Here is a 19,904-nt window from a genome sequence, read left to right as displayed (position 1 = left end):
CAGCCTACAAGGTGGGTGAGGCAGCAACAGGAGAAAACGATGCGCAAAGCCATCATCACAGCATGTGTCGCGGGGGCCATCGGCGCCCTGTCCATCGCCACCCCCGCGCTGGCGGGATTTTCCGGCCGCTACGTGGTGGCGCGGGTCGAGGTGGATGACATGCTGAAAATGCGCGCCGGCCCCGGCACCGGCTATAAGGTGATTTTGGGCCTGCCGAACGGGACCGGTGTTTATGTTTATAAATGCATCGAAACCGGCGGCACCCGCTGGTGCAAAGTGGCGTTGCAGCAGGCGCGCGGCATGACGGGCTTTGTTTCTTGGGCCTATCTGCGCAAGAACTGAAACCTGTCCGCTTGTGACCTGCGGTTTTCCGCCGGTGACAGATCGCACCCTCGACATTTTCTGCACACCGGACCGCAACAGGATGCTAGGTTGCGCGACCGGTGTTCGGGCTGCGGGCCTGTGCCGCGTGGCGCGTACAGGACGCGTGTTGTTTTGTGTGAAACGGATATTGGAATGTTGTCAGTGCATGTGGTGCCCGACGCCTTTAGCGTGGGCGAATGCGAGGCGATCATCGCCGCGATTGCAGGGGCGCCCACGAACGAGGCGCTGTTGGTGGGGCGCAACAAGGACCACGCCCTGCGCACCGCCGAACTGGTCTGGATCGACGATGTGGATGGCATGGGCTGGGTGATGGACCGGCTGATCGACCTTGTGCGGCGCAGCAACCTGAACCATTTCTGCTTTGACCTGACCGCCTTTGAGGAAAGCCCGCAGGTGGCGATCTATACGGCGCAGGACGCGGGCCACTTTGCGTGGCATTCCGACATCGGCGGCGGCCCCGTATCGGCCAAACGCAAACTGACGCTGGTGCTGCAACTGAGCCCCGACGACGCCTATGAGGGCGGTGATCTGGAGTTTATGCCCGGCGCACAGGTGCTGACGGCGAACCGGACGCAGGGCTGCGTCAGCGTGTTTCCCAGCTTTACCCTGCATCAGGTGACACCGGTGGCAAGCGGCGTGCGCCATTCGCTGACCGTTTGGGCGCACGGGCCTGCGTTCCGGTGAGGGGACAGCAGCAAACGGCGGTGCGCAGACCCATTCGAAGGGTGCTGCACCTTGCCGGAATTACGGGTTTGAGTGGGAAGGATTTTGCGCTGACTGTTCATCCTCATTCAAATGCGTAACCGAACAACTCTAAATCCCGTTGATGGCGCTTGGCGATAGCTGAAATGTCATTGTCTGAATAATAGCTTCTGAAATCCTTCCCTCTGCTAAATGCGTTGACTTGCGTTTTGGGCACGTTGATTTTCAATCTGTACCGGTCTTTTAAAGCGGTGAGGTCGCTAGATAGGCGTTCTTGGCGTAGTATCTCGGTTATTACCACTTCGCCGTTTTCATCGCACACCCAATCAGCGAGTTGCTTTCCCATGTCGTGTCGGGGAGTACGAGGTGCCTCGGCGTCATCCAACCATGAGACATAGTCAGAAAAGCTGAAGCTTTGAAACATCTCGTGCTCAATGTAGTATCCCGTTCGATGAGGTTTTTGATGCTGTAGATAATTAAACCAGGAAAAATGCCATTCAAACGGATTCCGAACCACACTAAAAGTCTTGAAATCGGAAATTGGCTGGCCGATTTCCAAAAGCCGATCGCGATACTCTACCCATGTCAAATGTCCTTTTAGTTTGGCGTGTCTAACAGACACGCACCGCCTGAAATGGCGACCGAATGCGTGCCCGACCATGCTTCCGCCGCACTTTGGCGTGTGGATAAAAAGCATCTTGAGGCCCGAATTGGGGATGATTCTTTCAAACAAACTACGTGGGACAAACATTCGGCTAACCATAAGCAAGTGTTGAGGCGGACAGGTCAATCTGATCGTTTCCAGAACAATCTGATCGTTTCCAGAACCATTGAATTTCCCATTATATACACGGGTTGGTGTTAGCTAAACCAATGTTGAAGGGCTTTCGGCGGCACCTTGCCGACATCCGTGCCGACAAGAGCGAACATCCACTGCACGCCGCGCGTGCCGGATGCAGCTACCAGAGCCTGCTTGGAACCTGTCGCTACCCCCGCCACGCAGGGCGGCGCCCGACCACGGGACGGTGGGTGGTTGTCGGATAGGCCTCTTCTGACTTAGGGTGCTCCCCGACACTGCCCGACCGTTCCCCAGAGCCGGTTCGCCCTGCTTTGGCAAAGTGATGCCGACATTTGACCTGCATCAACACGGTCGGGGTGAAAATCGTCTATCATTGTGACTTGAAGAGAAGGATTTTCAAAATGATGACTGTTTCCAAACCTTCGGCCAACCGTGTCGATATCGTGCTTTCGGGGCCTCTTGATGCAGAAATGATGGGAGGCGCGCTGGATCGGATGATCGCGGCGTCCGAGGGCGTCAGTCACGGGCAGATGTGTTTTCTGGTCGAGGACTTCGAGATGCCGACGGTGGGGGCGATGATGGCCGAACTGGTGCGGATGCCACGGATGATGGCGGCGATCATGCGCTTTGACCGGTGCGCAGTGTTGTCGGATGTGGCCTGGCTGCGCACCACGGCAGAGATCGAAGGCCGGGTGATCCCGTCGATCGAAATCAAAAGCTTTGCGCTGGCGCAGGGCGATGATGCGGAAGCGTGGCTTGCCGGAGAGGACGACGGGACGGACGAGGACGAGAATTTTCCGGTCTAGAGGGCGGCGGTGACGGGCGATGCTGATGGTATGCCCGCGTGCGCCTATCCCCCCTTTCGCCATCGGTGTTGCTCTGCCATAATCCGGGCCAAGTATAAAAAAGTGAGCAGCCCATATGACTGACCTTCTGTCCGGGTCCGAACCCGCTTCGGATTATGATGCCTCCTCGATCCAGGTGCTGGAGGATATGGAACACGTCCGCCTGCGCCCCGGCATGTATATCGGCGGCAAGGACGACAGGGCGTTGCACCATATGGTGGCCGAGATCATAGACAACTCGATGGACGAGGCGGTGGCGGGGCACGCCACGTGGATCGAGGTCGAACTGCACGAGAACGGCCATGTGTCGGTGCGCGACAACGGGCGCGGGATTCCCACGGGGCCGCATCCCAAAGACCCTACGAAATCGGCGCTCGAGATCATCTTTTGCACGCTGAACGCGGGCGGCAAGTTTTCCGGTGACAGCTATGAAACCTCGGGCGGTTTGCACGGGGTCGGGTCGTCTGTGGTGAACGCGCTGTCGGACCATCTGCGGGTCGAAGTGGCGCGCAACAAGGAACTCTATGCAATGGAGTTTTCGCGCGGCCTGCCCCAAGGCAAGCTGGAGAGGATCGGCGCGGCACCGAACCGGCGTGGCACGGCGGTGACCTTTCACCCCGACCCCGACATCTTTGGCGCATTGCAACTGAAGCCTGCGCGTCTGTTCAAGATGGCGCGCTCCAAGGCCTATCTGTTCTCGGGTGTTGAAATCCGCTGGAAGACCGAGATCGACGATGGCGAGACCCCGAAAGAGGCGAAGTTCCACTTTCCGGGCGGTCTGGCTGATTATCTGAAAGAGGCGATGGGCGGTGCGACCACCTATGCCGAGACGCCCTTTGCCGGATCGGTATCGTTCGAAAAATTCAAAGTGCCGGGCAAGGTGGAATGGGCGATCAACTGGACGCCCGCCCGCGACGGGTTCATCCAGTCGTATTGCAACACGGTCCCCACGCCCGAGGGTGGCACCCATGAGGCCGGTTTCTGGGCTGCGATTCTCAAGGGGATCAAGGCCTATGGCGAGTTGGTGAACAACCGCAAGGCCACCACCATCACCCGCGAGGATCTGATGACGGGGGCCGGTGCGCTGGTGTCGTGTTTTATCCGCGACCCCGAATTCGTGGGCCAGACCAAGGACCGGCTGGCCACGGTCGAAGCGCAGCGGATGGTGGAAAACTCGGTGCGCGACCATTTTGACAACTGGCTGGCGGCGGATACGAAATCGGCGGGGGCCATTCTGGATTTCCTCGTGCTGCGCGCCGAAGAGCGGCTGCGGCGGCGTCAGGAAAAAGAAACCTCGCGCAAGACGGCGACGCAAAAGCTGCGCCTGCCCGGCAAGCTGACGGATTGTTCGTCGAAGTCGCGCGAGGGGACGGAACTGTTTATCGTCGAGGGCGACAGCGCGGGCGGATCGGCCAAGATGGCACGGGACCGCAAGACGCAGGCCTTGCTGCCGTTGCGCGGCAAAATTCTGAACGTGCTGGGGGCGGCCTCGGCAAAGTTGGGGTCGAATGCCGAGATTTCCGATCTGTCGCAGGCGCTTGGCGTGTCTTTGGGGGCGAAATTCAACGTCGATGACCTGCGCTATGACAAGGTCATCATCATGACCGACGCGGATGTGGACGGGGCACACATTGCCGCACTGCTGATGACGTTCTTTTTCACCCAGATGCGGCCGATGATTGACGCAGGCCATCTGTATCTGGCCTGTCCGCCGCTGTACCGTCTGACCCAAGGTTCGCGGCGCGCCTATTGTCTGGACGAGGCCGAGCGGGATATGTGGCTGGAAAAGGGTCTGGGCGGCAGTGGCAAGATCGACGTATCGCGGTTCAAGGGTCTGGGCGAAATGGACGCGAAAGACCTGAAAGACACCACGATGAACCCCGCCACCCGCAAGCTGATCCGCGTGACCATCGACGAGGACGAACCGGGCCAGACCGGCGATCTGGTGGAGCGGCTGATGGGCAAGAAGCCGGAGCTGCGGTTCGAGTACATTCAGGAAAACGCGCGGTTTGTGGTGGAGCTGGATGTTTGAGGCGCAATCTGTCGGCGCTGCATTTCAGTAACACCAGCGCCTGACCGCAGGTCTGGAGCCGTCTTGCAAAAGGTCCGGTGTGCCTATTGAGGCGAAAGAAGGCGACAGCCTCGGGGGCGTCGCAGACGCGCCCGCCCATGGGGGCGGTCGGGCGCGGCGAAAACGCGGGGCGTTTCCGCTGGGGCACTATTTGATAGGTTGGTAAGGGCGATCTGCCTCTCGCACGATGCTGCGCGTCATGCTGTCGGCTTACGCGCGCGCGGCGCACGCTGAGGCGCGGCGAAAACACGGGGCGTTTCTGACGGGGTGATACTGACGGGTTGCAATAGCGTGCATTTCCAGCAGTCTGCTGTGTAAGCTGACCAAACCCCAAACAGGACACTGCACATGACCCCCACCGCTGCCCAAGATGTTCTCGACACCATGTTTGCCCCTTGGGTACTGGCCTTGCAGCCGCGTGTGGCCTCGATCGACGTGGATCATTGTGCGCTGGTCATTCCGATCACCGCTGATATTGCGCGGGCGGGCGGGATTGTGTCGGGGCAGGTCATGGCGACGCTGGCCGATACGGCGATGGTGCTGGCGTGCATGGGCCATGCGGGCGCGATGATCCCTGTGTCGACTGTCACGCTGGACACGCAGTTTCTGCGCCCCGGCAGCGGTGACAGCATCACCGCGCGGGCCGAGGTCACACGCGCCGGAAAAGGCACGATTTTTGCGCGCTGCACGCTGACGGCGCATCCCTCGGGCAAGGATATTGCGCTGGCTACGGCGACCTTTGCCAAGCCCTCAGGCTGACACGGGCTGTGCAGATACTTGATCCATCATCTTTTTTTCCAGCCGCGCCCCCATTCCCCTGTCCCTGCCCCGCGATCCGTGGCACAGCAGGCGCAAAGAGGAGATTTCCATGCCCTGCCCCCTGTGTGACACCGACGCCCCGCTGATCGACACGCCCGTTCCCGGCGGCCCCAAGGGCAGCGTGGCGATCTGCGCCACATGCGCGGAACAACTGGACGCGCCGCAGGCCGACCACTTTCGCGCCCTGTCTTCGACCATGTGGTCCGAAAATGCAGCGGTGCAGGTTCTGGCCTATCGCGTCCTGAAAAAGCTGGACACCGACTGGGCGCGGGATGCGCTGGATATGCTCTATCTGGACGATGACACGCTGGCGTGGGCGCACGATGTGCCCGCCGACACCGGCCACCGCGATGCCAACGGCGTGCCGCTGGCCGTGGGCGACAATGTGGTGCTGATCAAGGATCTACCGGTGAAGGGCGCGGGCTTTACCGCCAAGCGCGGCACGCCGGTACGGGGCATTTCGCTGGTGCTGGACAACCCCGACCACATCGAAGGCCGCGTCGAGGGCCAGCGCATTGTGATCCTGACGCAGTTCGTCAAGAAAAAGTAACCGGCGGGGCGGCATTATCCACTTGCCCGTGGCTGCGATTGCCGCCTTAGTCGGGGCATGTGGACACGCCCCTTGATTGCCCTGTTGCTGCTGTTGACCGCCTGCGGGCGGCCCATGACCTCTGCGGAGGTGGCGTTTTCCAACACCATCCACGGCAGCGGGCTGGACACGACCAAGGTGCGGCTGGTGGACGGTGCGCCAACGCGTGCGGTGACGTTCAAGCGCAAGGCGCGGCCCCGCACCACCTGCCGCGAGCGCATACTGCCGCCGCCCGAAACCGAGATTGTCACTGCCAAGCCTGCCGCCGTGGCGCTGTTCAACCATGTGCTGTTCGACAAGGACTGGTATCTGGACGACTATCTGCCCGAATACCCCGACCGGATCGGACTGATCGCGGCGATGCTGCTGAGCCACGAGTTGACCCATGTCTGGCAGTGGCAGAACCGCAGGACCACGGGGTATTCGCCACTGAAAGCCGCGTCGGAACACGAGCGCGGGGCCGATCCCTATTTGTTCGATCTCGACCGTGATCCGCAGTTTTCGGATTATGGCTTTGAGCAGCAGGGGTCGATTGTCGAGGAATTCGTGTGCTGCCGTGCGCTGGCCCCCACAGCGCCGCGCACCAAGCGGCTGCATACGTTGATTGCACAGGTGATGCCGGTGGCGCCCCTGCCGGAGCGGCGCCAGAGCGATGTACGGATGCCTTGGGACGGGGTCGAGTTGAAGGGCATCTGTGACTGAAGCCGCATGAAAGCGCCGCCTAGAGTATCCGTCTTGATCAAGCTTTGATTTCAGACCACTCCCGATCCTCTCTGACCAGAGTGTTTGCGAGGATCAGGAGCTTTCGCATGACGGCGATGATGGCGACCTTAGGGGGTTTTCCAGCAGCTTTCATTTTGTCGTACTGCGCTTTGAGATCGGGATTGAAACGGATCGCGACGAGCGCGGGCATGTAGAGTGCATCGCGCAAAGGTTTGCGGCCTCCTTGGATGAAGGCCTGGCCGCGCCAGCGACCTGATTGTCGCGTTATGGGCGCGACACCTGCAATCGCCGCAACGGCCTTTTTGCGCAATGAACCTATTTCGGGAAGTTCAATGAGGATCGTGGTCGCGGCCACTGCACCGATGCCCTTGATACTTTCCATGAGCGTGAGGGCTCGCTTGCGGACAGGGCAGGTTTCGATCTGGGCGCGGATGGCCTGATCCAGCTCTGCAATCTGCGCCTCCACCAGCCTCAATCGTCGGCTTGAGAGCTTGCGCGTCAGGGCATGGCCTTGCTTGTCCAATTGGTTTCGCAGTCGCACCTTGTCCTTCACCAATGCGGTACGGGCGGATTGCAACTCCCTGAGAACAGGGCGATCTTTGGCCGCAGGCGTATCCGGGGCCAGACCATGTGCCGCGCCCATCTGTGCCAAGGAACGGGCATCCGCACGGTCTGTCTTTGCACCCGCACCACGGCTTTCGGCGAAGCGGCGCGCGTGCTTCGGGTTCACTTTCACCAGCGGTAAGTGATCCGCAAGTGCCGCCTCAAACGCACCATGATAGGCCCCGGTGGGTTCGTAAACCACGCAGGCAGGCAAAATCGCGCCAACCCACTTTTGCAAAGCCTTGAAGCCGGGTTTGGTGTTTGGGAATTGTGCAAACCTCCCGTCGAGCAGTCGATGCACGTCGAGTTTGTCTTTGGAAATATCTATTCCGATGGTATCGTGGTTCATCTTCGCTGTCCTATGCTTGTCATGCAGAGCTTTGCAGCCACTGCGTATTCGTTCAGGCCCCAGTCGAAGACGGCGTGTGATCATACTTTAGAACGGTCCTGCAAGACCAAGCGTTTCACGATCCACACACCGCCTCTGCCCGCCATAAATGGCCTGGCCGGCAGAGGCTCCATCTTCGCATGGAGACAGAGAAAATCATAAGACAAGCGTTTCGGGTTTCATCCGAAACGCTCTAGGGCAGATGCGTTCCTGCGGGGACAAAGACCACGTCGCGGGCCTCGATCGGGGATGCGACCCCTTGCAGCGTGATCGTCACACCGTTGGACAGGGTGATCAACAGACCCTGATCCGTGGGGGTCTGGGCGGTGACGACCAGATGCTGGGGTGCGTCGGATTCGATTGCGATGCTATCGGTGCCTTGGGTGAAGCCGCTGAGGACGACGTTGCCGGTGATATGGTCGGCGCTGCGCATTCCCATATAGCTGTGTGCATCCCCGTCGCCCGAGGTGTAGCTGCCGTAATAGAGAACCTCGCCCGATGGTGCGGGTTCTTCGATCTGGGGCGTGCCTTCTTCCACAAAGGTTACCGAGTCTTCGCTGATCTGCTTGCGCACCCCTTCGAGCAGCACAGAAGTACCGGTGGAAAAGCGGACGATCAGGCCCGCACGGGTGATCTTTTGACCCCGGATTGCCGCATCGACGCCCGGCTCGACCGTGACCAGCAGAACGTCCTCGGCCGCGTCAAAGCCGCTGATGGTGATACGGTCTGATGCGCCTGCGCGCCTGTCCGAAGCGTGGTCTCTCATGCGGCTTATCCGGTCGTTGTGCCGATACCATAGCCCAATATGGCCCGTCGCGCACCAGTGCACGTATGAAAACAGAAAGTTTCCATATCCGGACGTCAGATAGAAAGCTGGCCCGCGTCCATCCGCAGCACGCGGTCCATGCGCGCGGCCAGTTCCATGTTATGCGTGGCGATCAGCGCCGAGAGGCCGGTGCCGCGCACCAGTTCCATCAGCGCGCCAAAGACCTGATCCGAGGTTGCGGGGTCAAGGTTGCCAGTGGGTTCATCCGCCAGCAACAGACGCGGTTTGTTGGCCAGTGCGCGGCAAAATGCGACACGTTGCTGTTCGCCGCCCGAAAGGGCTGCGGGGCGGTGACCGGCGCGGGCGGCGATGCCGACGCGGTCCAGCAGATCGCGGGCGCGGGCCTCGGCAGTGCTGCGTGCGATGCCTGCGGCCAGTTGCGGCAGCACGATATTTTCCAGCGCCGAAAACTCGGGCAGCAGGTGGTGGAACTGGTAGATGAATCCGATGTCGCTGCGCCGTGCGGCGGTGCGCTTGCGGTCGCTGAGGCCGGTCATGTCCTGTCCTGCAAGACTGACGGTGCCGGTGTCGGGCACGTCCAGCAGCCCCGCGATGTGCAGCATCGTGGATTTGCCCGCGCCCGAGGGGGCGACAAGGGCGACAACTTCGCCAGCGTTTACTGTCAGATCGACGCCGCGCAGCACTTGCACCTCGCCCGGAAGGCCCTTGTTATAGGTTTTGTGCAGCCCATACAGGCACAGGACGGGATCACTCATAACGCAGAGCCTCGACGGGGTTCATCCGCGCCGCACGGCGGGCGGGGAATATGGTGACGATGAACGATAGGCCCAGCGACAGGCCGACCGCCTTGAGCACATCGGCAAGCTGGAGCTGGGCGGGCAGTGCATAGATGCCACGAATGGACGGATCCCAGACGCCGCCGCCCATCACCACGTTCACAAAGGAAAAGATCGGGTCGATATAAAGCGCGAAGAGGCAGCCAAGGATCACGCCCAAGGCCGTGCCGATCAGGCCGGTAAAGGCGCCGCAGATGAAGAACACCCGCAGGATCGATCCTTCGGTCAGGCCGATGGTGCGCAGGATGCCGATGTCGCGGCCTTTGTTTTTGACCAGCATAATCAGCCCCGACACGATGTTCATTGCGGCAATCAGCACAAGGATCGACAGGATGATGAACATCACGTTGTCCTCGACTTCGAGCGCGCGCAGAAAGCCGCCCGAGGCGTCGCGCCACGTCCATGTCTGGGCGCGTTCACCTGCGGCGGTTTGCAGGGCTTGGGTCATTTCGTCGACCTGTTCGGGGTTTTCGACCATCACCTCGATTTCGGTGGCCACGCCCTCGCGGTTGAAGAAACTCTGGGCTTCGGTCAGGGGCAGATACACGCGCGTGCGGTCGATGTCATAGCGGCCTGCGGAAAAGACATAGACGACCTCGTAGGCGTTGACGCGCGGGCTGGTGCCAAAGGCGGTTTTGACGCCATTGGGCGAGATCAGCTTGATCCTGTCGCCCACGGTTGCGCCCAGTTCGCGTGCCACGCCCGAGCCGATGGCGATGCCCGCGTCAAAGCGGTTGATGTCGCCAAGGCCGGTGGTGGGGTCGGCGATGCGCGGCAGGCCCTTGAGATCGGCCAGTTCGATGCCGAACACCTCGACCCCTGCGTTGCCCTGTTTCAGGTTTGCCATGACCTGACCGCGCACCAAGGGTGCGGCGCGGGTGACACCCGGCACGGCGGCCAGACGCGCGGCCATTTCGGTATAGTCGGGAATGGTACGGTCGATCTGGCCGGTTTCCGACGTGACGCCAAGGTTATAGACGGTCACGTGGGCATTGGCGCCGAGGATCGTATCGACGAATTCCGCGCGAAAGCCCGAGCGCACGGCCAGCGTGGCGATCAGGGCGAAGACCGCGAGGGTGATGCCGATCAGGCTGATCCATGTCATCACGGAAACCCCGCCTTCGGCACGGCGCGCGCGCAGGTAGCGCCAGGCGATCATCCATTCGAAAGGGGCAAAGGGAGGGGTGGAATTGGCCATCTAAGGCTCCTGCTCAGGTGCGGCGCACGTTGGGTTGTTTGGGCTGCGGGGTCAAGCGGTGCGACGGCGGCGCGTGGGCAGCAGCAGCCGCAATATGCCGATGGCAAGCAGCATGGTGATGAACCCGACCCCCGCAAAAATGCCGCCCGCAAAGGTCAGCGGCAGCGCGGGTTGAAAGGCGGCCCATGCGGCGCGGGCCACTTCGGGGTCGGTCATGCGCGTGGCATGATAGGCACGCATGAAGGGGCCCGCGGTGTCCAGCGCGGCCAGATCGGCGCGCAGTTTGTCATAGCGGGCAAAGGTGCGGATCATGTCGGCGCGGCGGCGGTCGATGAACGGGGTGCCTTGCATCTGGTTCAGGGCTGCCACGCGGGTCAGCCCCTCGGCTTGGGCGGAGGCGTCGAAGTCGGCCACGACCTCGGCCAGTGCATCGACAGCGCCGCCCAGACGCTGGGCGTATTGCTGCGAAAACTCTGGGAATTGCGAGGTGGCGGCCCCTGCGGTCAGGGCCGCCACCAAGGTGAGCGTGCGCACGATCATGGTCCGGTGCCTTGGCTGTGGGTCAGGATCGTGCGCATGACTGTGCCCTCTTAAATGCCCGCGTAAATCTCCGCGATGCGGTCCACGGCGGCCTCGGCTGTCAGTTCCACGCTTTCGCCGGTGCGGCGCGAGGTCAGTTCGACCACACCGTTTTTCAGCCCGCGCGGGCCGACGGTGATGCGCCACGGCAGGCCGATCAGGTCCATAGCGGCGAATTTGCCGCCTGCCCGTTCGTCGCGGTCGTCATAGAGCGGATCAAAACCCTTGGCTTTCAACGCCTTGTAGAGCGCTTCGCAGGCACCATCGGTAGCTTCGTCGCCCTGACGCAGGTTCACGATACCGACGTGGAAGGGGGTCACGCCCTCGGGCCAGATGATGCCGTTTTCGTCGTGGTTCGCCTCGATGATGGCACCCAGCAGGCGGCTGACGCCGATGCCGTGGCTGCCCATGTGCACCGGCACCTGTTTGCCGTCGGGGCCCTGGACCACCGCGCCCAGAGGTTCGGAATATTTGGTGCCGAAGTAGAAGATCTGACCCACTTCGATGCCGCGCGCCACGCGGCGGCGGTCTTCGGGAACCTGTTCGAACAGGGCCGCGTCGTGGGTTTCGTCGGTGCGGGCGTATTTGTCGGTGAATTCTTCCATCACGGCGGCGCAGTCTTCGACGCTGTCATAGTCGATCTCGCGGTCGCCGAATTTGAGGTCGGTCACGGCGCTGTCATAGAACACCTCGGATTCACCGGTTTCGGCCAGCACGAGGAATTCATGCGTGTCGTCGCCGCCGATGGGGCCACTGTCGGCGCGCATCGGGATCGCTTGCAGGCCCATGCGTTCGTAGGTGCGCAGGTAGGTCACGAGGTGGCGGTTGTAGGCGTGCAGCGCGTCTTCTTTGGTCAGGTCGAAGTTGTAGCCGTCTTTCATCAGGAATTCGCGGCCCCGCATCACGCCGAAACGCGGGCGGATTTCGTCGCGGAATTTCCACTGGATCTGGTACATGGTCAGCGGCAGGTCTTTATAGCTGCTGACGTTGGCGCGGAAGATGTCGGTGATCAGTTCCTCGGCGGTGGGCGTGAACAGCATGTCGCGGTCGTGCCGATCCTTGAAGCGCAGCATTTCCGCGCCGTAGGCGTCGTAACGGCCGCTTTCACGCCACAGTTCGGCGGATTGGATCGTCGGCATCAGCATCGGCATGTGACCGGCGCGGGCCTGTTCCTCGTGCACGATATTCTCGATCTTGCGCAGCACCTTGAAGCCCAGCGGCAGCCACGAATAGATGCCTGCGCTGGCTTGTTTGATCATGCCCGCACGCAGCATCAGCCGGTGGCTGACGATCTGCGCCTCGCTTGGGTTTTCCTTGAGAACGGGCAGAAAATAACGGCTCAGGCGCATCATGGCCTCCTTGGAACGGGGTTTCGGCCTGATTAGGGCATTGGCGGCGGCGTCGCAATTGCGAAAGCGGTGGGAGGGCGTTGCGGGGGGCATCGTGAGCGGGTCTATCGCCCACAAACCAAATACCAGATGCCGACGCGCCCTCAACTGTCGCCCTCCCCGCCCGGGATCAAGGCACGCAGTGCCGCCGGGCAGCGCCCGACCGCTCCGTGGGCGGGCGTTGCCCTCGTTTGGCGATGTCGTTCAGGGCAAGGACTGACATCCCCCAACCCTTACGCAGGCGGGTCCAGCTCGGCCACGCTGGCGGCAAGGTTCAGAGCGACCTGTGTGGCGCGGGCCATGTCCTGTACCGACACCCATTCCAGCGGGCCGTGCACGTTTTGCATGCCGCAAAAGATATTGGGGCACGGGGTGCCGAATTCGGTTAGCCGCGAGCCGTCGGTGCCGCCGCGGATCGCGCCCGAGACCGGCTCCATCCCCGCCTTGCGGACGGCGGCGGTGGCCATGTCCACCGGCGTCATGTCCTTTTCCAGCCAATAGCGCATGTTGCGGTACTGGTGGGTGATGTCGCAGGTGATTTGCGCGCGCGGCTCGGTAGCGGCGACGGTTTCGCAAACCTGACGCAGCAGATCGCCCTTGGCCTCGAGGCCCGCCATTTCGAAGTCGCGCAGGATAAAGTGAATTTCGACCTCGGCCGCGCTGCCAGTCATCGACACCGCGTGGATAAAACCGTCACGGCCTTCGGTGGTTTCCGGCGTCATGGTGACATGGGGCAGTGTCATCAGCACCTTGGCGCCCAGATGCAAGGCGTTGACCAGTTCGTCCTTGGCCCAGCCGGGGTGGATCGACACGCCGGTGATCTTCACCACGCCCGCGTCGGCGGAGAAACTTTCGTATTCTACATCGCCCGGCATCGAGCCGTCGAAGGTATAGGCGAAGTCGGCGGCAAGGTCCGCAGGCAGGTTCGGCGTCACGCCGCGCCCGATTTCCTCGTCGGGGACAAAGGCCAGACGGATGGTGCCGTGGGCGATGTCAGGGTTTTCCAGCAGGTGCCGCGCGGCGGTCATCACCACGGCCACGCCTGCCTTGTCATCGGCACCCAGCAAGGTGGTGCCGCTGGCGGTGATGATGTCTTCGCCGTGTTTTTCCGCCAGATACGGGTAATCGGCGGGCGACAGGCGCAGGTCGGGGGCGTCGGCAAAGGTGATGTCGCCGCCGTTGTAGCCACGATGCACCACGGGTTTCACGCCCGACGCGTTGAACTGCGGGGCAGTGTCAACGTGGGCCAGCCAGCCCATCACGGGCGCATTGACCCCTGCGGTGGCGGGGAGGGTGGCCAGCACGACACTGTCGGCGCTTAGCGTGACGTCGGATGCGCCCATCGCCCTCAGTTCGTCCATCAGCAGGTGCGACATATCCAGCTGGATCGCGGTGCTGGGCACGGTCGGGCTGTGGCTGTCGCTTTGGCTGTCGATCGCGGCATAGCGGACAAGGCGGTCTTCCAGTTCGGCGTCAAAATCGGTGCGCATCGGGCTCTCCTGCGTGTGGGCGTTGGGCTGCATGTGGGATCGGGCGTGCGGGCGTGTCAAGGCATTGACGCCGTGTGGCAGGGGCGCAATGTAACAGGTCTGTAACAGGAGCCTGCGCCATGAATACGATCTTTGAGCCCGCCCGCGAAACGCCTGTGATCCATGACACCGAGGTGCTGGTGATCGGCTCGGGCCCCGGAGGGCTGGCGGCGGCGATTGCGGCGGCACGGGCGGGGGCACGGGTGGCGTTGCTGGACCGCTTTGGCTGTTTTGGCGGCAATATCACGGCTGTCGGCGTCGAAGGGTTCGCGTGGTATCGCCACGAGGCCACCATCGAGGCGGGGGGCTTGGGCACCGAGTTCGAGGACCGCGCCAAGGCGATGGGGGCTGCGACGCCGGAAAGCCAGTCGCTGAGCTATGAGTTGGACAGCGAAGGGTTCAAGCTGGTGGCGGACCGGATGGTCGAAGAGGCAGGGATTACGCCCATGCTGCACCGCCAGTTTGTCGCCCCGATCATGGACGGAGACCGGATCACCGGCGTGATCGTGGAATCAAAGGCGGGCCGCGAGGCGATCACCGCGCGGGTCGTGGTCGACGCCACGGGCGACGCAGATGTGGCGCACCGTGCAGGAGCAGTGACGGTGAAAACGCCCGTCGAGGAAATGCAGGCGGCCAGCGTGATGTTCCACATCGCGGGCGTGGATAAGGCGGCGTTTCTGGCGGGGGTCAAATCCGATCCGCAGACCTATAAGGACTGGTCGACCGGCGAATGGGTGGTGGAGACGGACGGCAAGGAGGATGATATGTATTCGCCCTTTCTTGGCAAACCGTTCGAGCGCGCGATCAAAGAGGGGCTGATCCCAGCGCATCTGAACACCATCGGGGGCACTTGGGGGGCTGTGCATGACAGCGGCGAGATGACCTATATGAACCTTGTCCATCTGGCGGGTTGCGACGGCACCGACCCCGACAGCATGACGCGCTTCGAGATCGAGGGCCGCGCGCAGGCGATGGTGGCGATTGACGTTTTGCGCGCCTATACCCCCGGCTGCGATGCGGCGCGGCTGCGCAACTTTGGCATGACCATCGGCATTCGCGACACCCGCAAGATCGACGCGGTTTACAACATGACGGAAAACGATGTGCGCCATGAGGCGCGATTTGACGACAGTATCGGCATATACCCCGAGTTTATCGACGGATACGGCGTGCTGATCCTGCCGACCACGGGGCGCTATATGCACATCCCCTATCGGTGCATGTTGCCCAAAGGCGTCCGCGGGCTATTGGTGACGGGGCGTGCGATTGGCGGCGACAGGATCGCCCATGCGGCCACCCGCAACATGGCGTGCTGTGCTGTGGCCGGCCAAGGTGCGGGCGTGGCGGCGGCACATGCGGTGGCGCGGAATGTGGCGCTGGATGCGGTGGACATCGCAGCGGTGCAGGACGTTCTGCGCGCGCAGGGCGTGCGCCTGCATTAAGCGGTCGGATACCCTGCCCCTTGAATCCGGCCGCCCCATAGGCGATGTGTAATGCCAACTTGTGCAGGAGCATCACATGGGTTTGCCCGTTCGCGATCAGCTGAAATACTGGGGCATTGTCGCCGTGATTTTTTTCGTCCTGCTTTGGACGCTTGGCGACGTTCTGGTGCCCTTCCTGTTGGGGGGGGCGATTGCCTATTTCCTTGATCCGGTGGCCGACAGGCTGGAGCGGCTGGGAGCCAGTCGGGTGCTGGCCACGGTGATCATCACACTGGTGGCGGTGCTGCTGTTCGTGCTGATGGCGCTGCTGGTGGTGCCGACGCTGGTCAACCAGTCGGTGCAACTGTTCAACACCGCCCCCGAACTGGCCAAGAATTTCGGCACCTTCCTGACCGAACGGTTCCCGTCGCTGCTGGACACCGACAGCACGCTGCGCCAGTCGCTGGACAGCATTGCAACCACGGTGCAGGAACGCGGCGGCGAACTGGTGACCACGGCGTTGAGCAGTGCCGCATCGCTGCTGAACCTTGCGATATTGTTTGTAATCGTGCCGGTTGTGTCGGTCTATTTGCTGCTGGACTGGGACAATATGGTGGCGCGGGTGGACGAATTGCTGCCGCGCGACCACGCGCCGACGATCCGCAGGCTGGCAGGCCAGATCGACAATACGCTGGCATCGTTTATTCGCGGGATGGGCACCGTTTGTCTGATCCTTGGCACCTATTACGCGATTGCGCTGATGCTGGTGGGGCTGCAATTCGGGCTGGTGGTTGGCTTTGTCGCCGGTCTGGTCACGTTTATCCCCTATCTGGGGGCGCTGATCGGCGGCGCGCTGGCCATCGGGCTGGGGCTGTTCCAGTTCTGGGGCGACTGGGTGTCGCTGGGTCTGGTGGCGGGTATTTTTGTCGTCGGTCAGGTGGTCGAAGGCAATTTTCTGACGCCCAAGCTGGTGGGCAATTCAGTGGGACTGCACCCTGTGTGGCTGATCCTTGCGTTGTCGGTCTTTGGCACGCTGTTCGGCTTTGTGGGGATGCTGGTGGCGGTGCCTGTGGCGGCGGCATTGGGGGTGGTGACACGGTTTGCGGTCACGCAGTACCAGCAAGGCATGCTGTATCGCGGGCTGTCCGACCACCACAAGACGACGGAAGGCGATGTTGTCGCTGACCAGCGCGATCCGGACTAAGCCATGCCACAACAACTGAGCTTTGATTTGCCGGTGCGCACCGCACTGGGGCGTGACGACTTTATGGTGTCGCCCGGCAATGCGGTGGCGGTCAGCCTGATCGAGACATGGACCAACTGGCCCGAGGGCAAGCTGGTTCTGACCGGCCCACCCGGATCGGGCAAGACGCACCTGACCCATGTGTGGGCCGGTCTGACCGGCGCACAGATCGTCGCAGCACGCGATCTGGCGGATGCGGATATACCCGATCTGGCGGGCGGGGCCATCGCGGTTGAGGATGTGCCGCAGATTGCGAACGACCCCGAGGCGATGACCGCATTGTTCCACCTGCACAACCTGGTGCTGGCCAACCGCCAGCCGCTGTTGATGACGGGACGCGGCGCGCCGGTGTATTGGGGGCTGAGCCTGCCCGATCTGCAAAGCCGCGTGGGCGGCACCCCTGCCGCGATCCTTGAGTTGCCCGACGATGCGCTGCTGACGGCGGTGCTGGCCAAACTGTTTGCCGACCGCCAGCTAAAGCCGCGCGTTGATGTCATCCCCTATCTGACGCTGCATATGGAACGGTCTTTTGATGCCGCACGGCAAATGGTGGCGGCACTGGACGCAGAATCGCTGAGCGCGCAAAAGCCGCTGACCCGTGCGCTGGCGGCCAAGGTTTTGGGACGCGAGACGGGGTAATAGCGCGCACAAGCGCCGATCCGCCATCTTAATGTGGTTTCAAGGGCTTAAAGCTGGACATTTCATGCGAAAACGCGCGATGTTTGTTACTCCCTCGTTACAAATTCGGTTTATCAGCACGCCATGTCACAGGCAGATTTTCTCACACACCCGTTCCCCGAGCCGCAGGCGCTGGACGGTCTCGATATGTCGGGACCGGGGCGTTTTGTTAACCGCGAGCTGAGCTGGCTTGCCTTTAACTGGCGCGTGCTGGAAGAGGCCGAGAACCCGCGTGTTCCGCTGCTGGAACGGTTGCGGTTCCTGTCGATCAGCGCGGGCAATCTGGACGAGTTTTACACCGTCCGCGTTGCGGGTCTGCGCGAGCTGGCGATTGCAGGCAACACCACGCCCGCCGCTGACGGGCTGACCCCGTCCGAGCAACTGGTGCTGATCAACGAAGACGCCCGCGCGCTGATGCTGTCGCAACAACGGGTGCTGTCGGACCTGCTGGCCGAAATGGAGGCCGAAGGCATCGATGTGCTGGCCCGCGAAGAGTTGACGCCCCAAGACAAGACATTTCTGGCTGATTATTTCCTGAACCATGTTTTCGCCGTTCTGTCGCCGCTGGCGATTGATCCTGCGCATCCGTTTCCGTTCATTCCCAACACCGGCTATGCGCTGGCGCTGCAACTGGAACGCAAATCGGACAAACGCCCGTTGCAGGCGCTGCTGCCGATCCCCGGGCAGATCGACCGTTTTGTCAGCCTGCCCGGCCAAGGCACGCGGTTCCTGCCGCTGGAAGAATTGCTGGTCGAACAGATCGGCACGCTGTTCCCCGGATACCGGTTGACGGCGCATTTCGAATTTCAGGTGCTGCGTGACAGCGATCTTGAGGTCGAGGACGAGGCCGAAGATCTGGTCCGCGAGTTCGAAGTGGCGCTGAAACGTCGCCGGCGGGGCGAAGTGGTGCGGATGCTGCATTCGGCGGGTGCGCCGGAGCGGCTGAAATCGGTGATCATGCGCGAGTTGAACGTCATGCATTCCGAAGTGATCGAGATTGACGGCATGATTGGTCTTGCCGATCTAGGCAAGCTGGTGCTGGACAGCCGTCCCGACCTGTTGTGGCCCACATTTACCCCGCGCGTGCCCGAACGGGTGACGGATTTCGAGGGCGATATGTTCGCCGCGATCCGTCAAAAGGACATGCTGCTGCACCACCCCTACGAGACCTTTGAAATGGTCATCCGGTTCCTGCAACAAGCGGCGCGCGACCCCAATGTGGTTGCGATCAAACAGACGCTTTACCGGACCTCGAAACGCTCGCCCATCGTCGAGGCGCTGTGCGAGGCCGCCGAAGACGGCAAATCGGTCACAGCACTGGTCGAATTGAAGGCGCGTTTTGACGAGGCGGCCAATATCCACCAGTCGCGGCGGCTAGAACGCGCGGGCGCGCATGTGGTTTACGGCTTTATCGACCTGAAAACACATGCCAAAATCAGCACCGTGGTCCGCCGCGAGGGCGACGAGCTGGTGACCTATACACACTATGGCACCGGCAACTATCACCCGATCACGGCCAAGATTTACACCGATCTGTCGCTGTTCACCTGCGACCCGAAGCTGGGCCGCGATGCCACCAAAGTGTTCAATTTCCTGTCGGGCTATGCCGAGCCGGAAGAACTGGACAACCTTGCCATTTCACCCACTACGCTGAAACCGCGCCTGCTGGAAATGATCGCCAACGAGGCCGAACATGCCGCTGCCGGACGGCCTGCGGAAATCTGGGCCAAGATGAACGCTTTGATCGACTCTGAGGTGATTGATGCGCTTTATGCGGCGTCGCAGGCGGGCGTGAAAATCAGCCTTGTGATCCGTGGCATCTGTGGCCTGCGCCCCGGCGTGGCGGGGCTAAGCGAGAACATCCGCGTCAAATCCATCATCGGACGGTTTCTGGAACATTCGCGGATCGTCTGTTTTGGCAATGGCAAAGGTCTGCCCCACAAGAAAGCGCGGGTGTTCATCTCGTCCGCCGACTGGATGGGCCGCAACCTGAACCGCCGCGTGGAAACCTTGGTCGAGATTGAAAACCCCACGGTCAAATCGCAGATCACCAGTCAGGTCATGGCCGCAAATCTTGCGGATGTGGCGCAAAGCTGGGTGATGGCGCCCGATGGCAAATTCGTGCGCCCCGAGGTGCCCGAAGGCGATTTTGCCTTTAACTGCCACCGGTTCTTCATGGAAAACCCGTCACTTTCGGGCCGCGGATCAGCGGGCGCGTCGGATGTGCCGCAGCTGACCCACACCGAAGATTGACGGGGGACTGATTGACCCCGCGACCCCTGTGGGTCATGTTCGGCAACGACACTGCGGCGGGCCATAGGG

At 61.9% G+C, this 19,904-nt stretch carries 19 protein-coding genes; 11 read left to right on the top strand and 8 right to left on the bottom strand.

What is annotated here, in order from left to right; all coding sequences use genetic code 11:
* The first annotated feature begins 39 nt into the window (after positions 1-39).
* A complete protein-coding gene (locus SULPSESMR1_RS03410; protein WP_089419569.1) occupies positions 40-342 on the top strand; it encodes an SH3 domain-containing protein in 303 nt (100 codons plus the stop codon).
* 174 nt (positions 343-516) lie between these two features.
* Entirely contained in the window at positions 517-1,068 is a 552-nt protein-coding gene (locus SULPSESMR1_RS03405) for a 2OG-Fe(II) oxygenase (protein ID WP_089419568.1), read from the top strand.
* A 103-nt stretch (positions 1,069-1,171) separates the two neighbouring features.
* Here the strand turns inward: SULPSESMR1_RS03405 and SULPSESMR1_RS03400 are convergent, their stop codons facing one another.
* Entirely contained in the window at positions 1,172-1,837 is a 666-nt protein-coding gene (locus tag SULPSESMR1_RS03400) for a sulfotransferase family 2 domain-containing protein (protein WP_162791880.1), read from the bottom strand.
* 449 nt (positions 1,838-2,286) lie between these two features.
* Between SULPSESMR1_RS03400 and SULPSESMR1_RS03395 the strand changes: the two genes are divergently transcribed.
* The 5 genes from SULPSESMR1_RS03395 to SULPSESMR1_RS03375 all read left to right on the top strand — a co-directional run bounded on the left by SULPSESMR1_RS03395 (position 2,287) and on the right by SULPSESMR1_RS03375 (position 6,911).
* Positions 2,287-2,691 carry an STAS/SEC14 domain-containing protein gene (locus tag SULPSESMR1_RS03395; RefSeq protein WP_089422113.1) on the top strand — a complete coding sequence of 135 codons (405 nt, stop codon included), beginning with the start codon at positions 2,287-2,289 and terminating at the stop codon, positions 2,689-2,691.
* 115 nt (positions 2,692-2,806) lie between these two features.
* A complete protein-coding gene (locus tag SULPSESMR1_RS03390; RefSeq protein ID WP_089419566.1) occupies positions 2,807-4,762 on the top strand; it encodes a DNA gyrase/topoisomerase IV subunit B in 1,956 nt (651 codons plus the stop codon).
* Between the two features lie 387 nt (positions 4,763-5,149).
* Positions 5,150-5,560, top strand: a complete 411-nt coding sequence (locus SULPSESMR1_RS03385; RefSeq protein ID WP_089419565.1) for a PaaI family thioesterase — start codon at positions 5,150-5,152, stop codon at positions 5,558-5,560.
* Between the two features lie 109 nt (positions 5,561-5,669).
* Positions 5,670-6,170 carry an alkylphosphonate utilization protein gene (locus tag SULPSESMR1_RS03380; protein WP_089419564.1) on the top strand — a complete coding sequence of 167 codons (501 nt, stop codon included), beginning with the start codon at positions 5,670-5,672 and terminating at the stop codon, positions 6,168-6,170.
* 57 nt (positions 6,171-6,227) lie between these two features.
* Positions 6,228-6,911 carry a hypothetical protein gene (locus tag SULPSESMR1_RS03375; RefSeq protein ID WP_089419563.1) on the top strand — a complete coding sequence of 228 codons (684 nt, stop codon included), beginning with the start codon at positions 6,228-6,230 and terminating at the stop codon, positions 6,909-6,911.
* 37 nt (positions 6,912-6,948) lie between these two features.
* Here the strand turns inward: SULPSESMR1_RS03375 and SULPSESMR1_RS03370 are convergent, their stop codons facing one another.
* The 7 genes from SULPSESMR1_RS03370 to pepT form a co-directional block, all read right to left on the bottom strand.
* Positions 6,949-7,884 (bottom strand): IS110 family transposase, encoded by a 936-nt coding sequence (locus tag SULPSESMR1_RS03370; protein ID WP_089419562.1) that lies wholly within the window; start codon positions 7,882-7,884, stop codon positions 6,949-6,951.
* Between the two features lie 232 nt (positions 7,885-8,116).
* Positions 8,117-8,689, bottom strand: a complete 573-nt coding sequence (locus tag SULPSESMR1_RS03365) for a hypothetical protein (protein ID WP_089419561.1) — start codon at positions 8,687-8,689, stop codon at positions 8,117-8,119.
* Positions 8,690-8,784: 95 nt separating this feature from the next.
* Positions 8,785-9,465 carry an ABC transporter ATP-binding protein gene (locus SULPSESMR1_RS03360; protein WP_089419560.1) on the bottom strand — a complete coding sequence of 227 codons (681 nt, stop codon included), beginning with the start codon at positions 9,463-9,465 and terminating at the stop codon, positions 8,785-8,787.
* Positions 9,458-10,744, bottom strand: a complete 1,287-nt coding sequence (locus SULPSESMR1_RS03355) for a lipoprotein-releasing ABC transporter permease subunit (protein ID WP_089419559.1) — start codon at positions 10,742-10,744, stop codon at positions 9,458-9,460. Before SULPSESMR1_RS03355 ends, SULPSESMR1_RS03360 begins: the two co-directional genes overlap by 8 nt.
* A 51-nt stretch (positions 10,745-10,795) precedes the next feature.
* A complete protein-coding gene (locus SULPSESMR1_RS03350; RefSeq protein ID WP_089419558.1) occupies positions 10,796-11,284 on the bottom strand; it encodes a DUF2937 family protein in 489 nt (162 codons plus the stop codon).
* Positions 11,285-11,334: 50 nt separating this feature from the next.
* Positions 11,335-12,672: a proline--tRNA ligase gene (gene proS, locus SULPSESMR1_RS03345; RefSeq protein ID WP_089422112.1), complete on the bottom strand. Its 1,338-nt coding sequence runs from the start codon at positions 12,670-12,672 to the stop codon at positions 11,335-11,337.
* Between the two features lie 272 nt (positions 12,673-12,944).
* Positions 12,945-14,201: a peptidase T gene (pepT, locus tag SULPSESMR1_RS03340; RefSeq protein WP_089419557.1), complete on the bottom strand. Its 1,257-nt coding sequence runs from the start codon at positions 14,199-14,201 to the stop codon at positions 12,945-12,947.
* Between the two features lie 119 nt (positions 14,202-14,320).
* On the opposite strand from pepT, the gene SULPSESMR1_RS03335 reads away from it, so the two are divergent.
* The 4 genes from SULPSESMR1_RS03335 to SULPSESMR1_RS03320 all read left to right on the top strand — a co-directional run bounded on the left by SULPSESMR1_RS03335 (position 14,321) and on the right by SULPSESMR1_RS03320 (position 19,835).
* Positions 14,321-15,682 (top strand): FAD-dependent oxidoreductase, encoded by a 1,362-nt coding sequence (locus SULPSESMR1_RS03335; RefSeq protein WP_089419556.1) that lies wholly within the window; start codon positions 14,321-14,323, stop codon positions 15,680-15,682.
* Positions 15,683-15,758: 76 nt separating this feature from the next.
* Positions 15,759-16,865 (top strand): AI-2E family transporter, encoded by a 1,107-nt coding sequence (locus tag SULPSESMR1_RS03330; RefSeq protein ID WP_089419555.1) that lies wholly within the window; start codon positions 15,759-15,761, stop codon positions 16,863-16,865.
* Positions 16,866-16,868: 3 nt separating this feature from the next.
* Positions 16,869-17,543, top strand: coding sequence for a chromosomal replication initiator DnaA (locus tag SULPSESMR1_RS03325; protein ID WP_089419554.1), 675 nt, complete (start codon positions 16,869-16,871; stop codon positions 17,541-17,543).
* Between the two features lie 123 nt (positions 17,544-17,666).
* The gene (locus SULPSESMR1_RS03320) at positions 17,667-19,835 is read left to right on the top strand and encodes an RNA degradosome polyphosphate kinase (RefSeq protein WP_089419553.1); all 2,169 of its coding nucleotides are present in this window, start codon (positions 17,667-17,669) and stop codon (positions 19,833-19,835) included.
* Positions 19,836-19,904 lie beyond the last annotated feature (69 nt).

Origin of the sequence: Pseudosulfitobacter pseudonitzschiae, assembly GCF_002222635.1 — a bacterium.
Lineage (GTDB): Bacteria > Pseudomonadota > Alphaproteobacteria > Rhodobacterales > Rhodobacteraceae > Pseudosulfitobacter > Pseudosulfitobacter pseudonitzschiae_A.
This window is presented reverse-complemented; position numbering and strand designations above follow the sequence as displayed.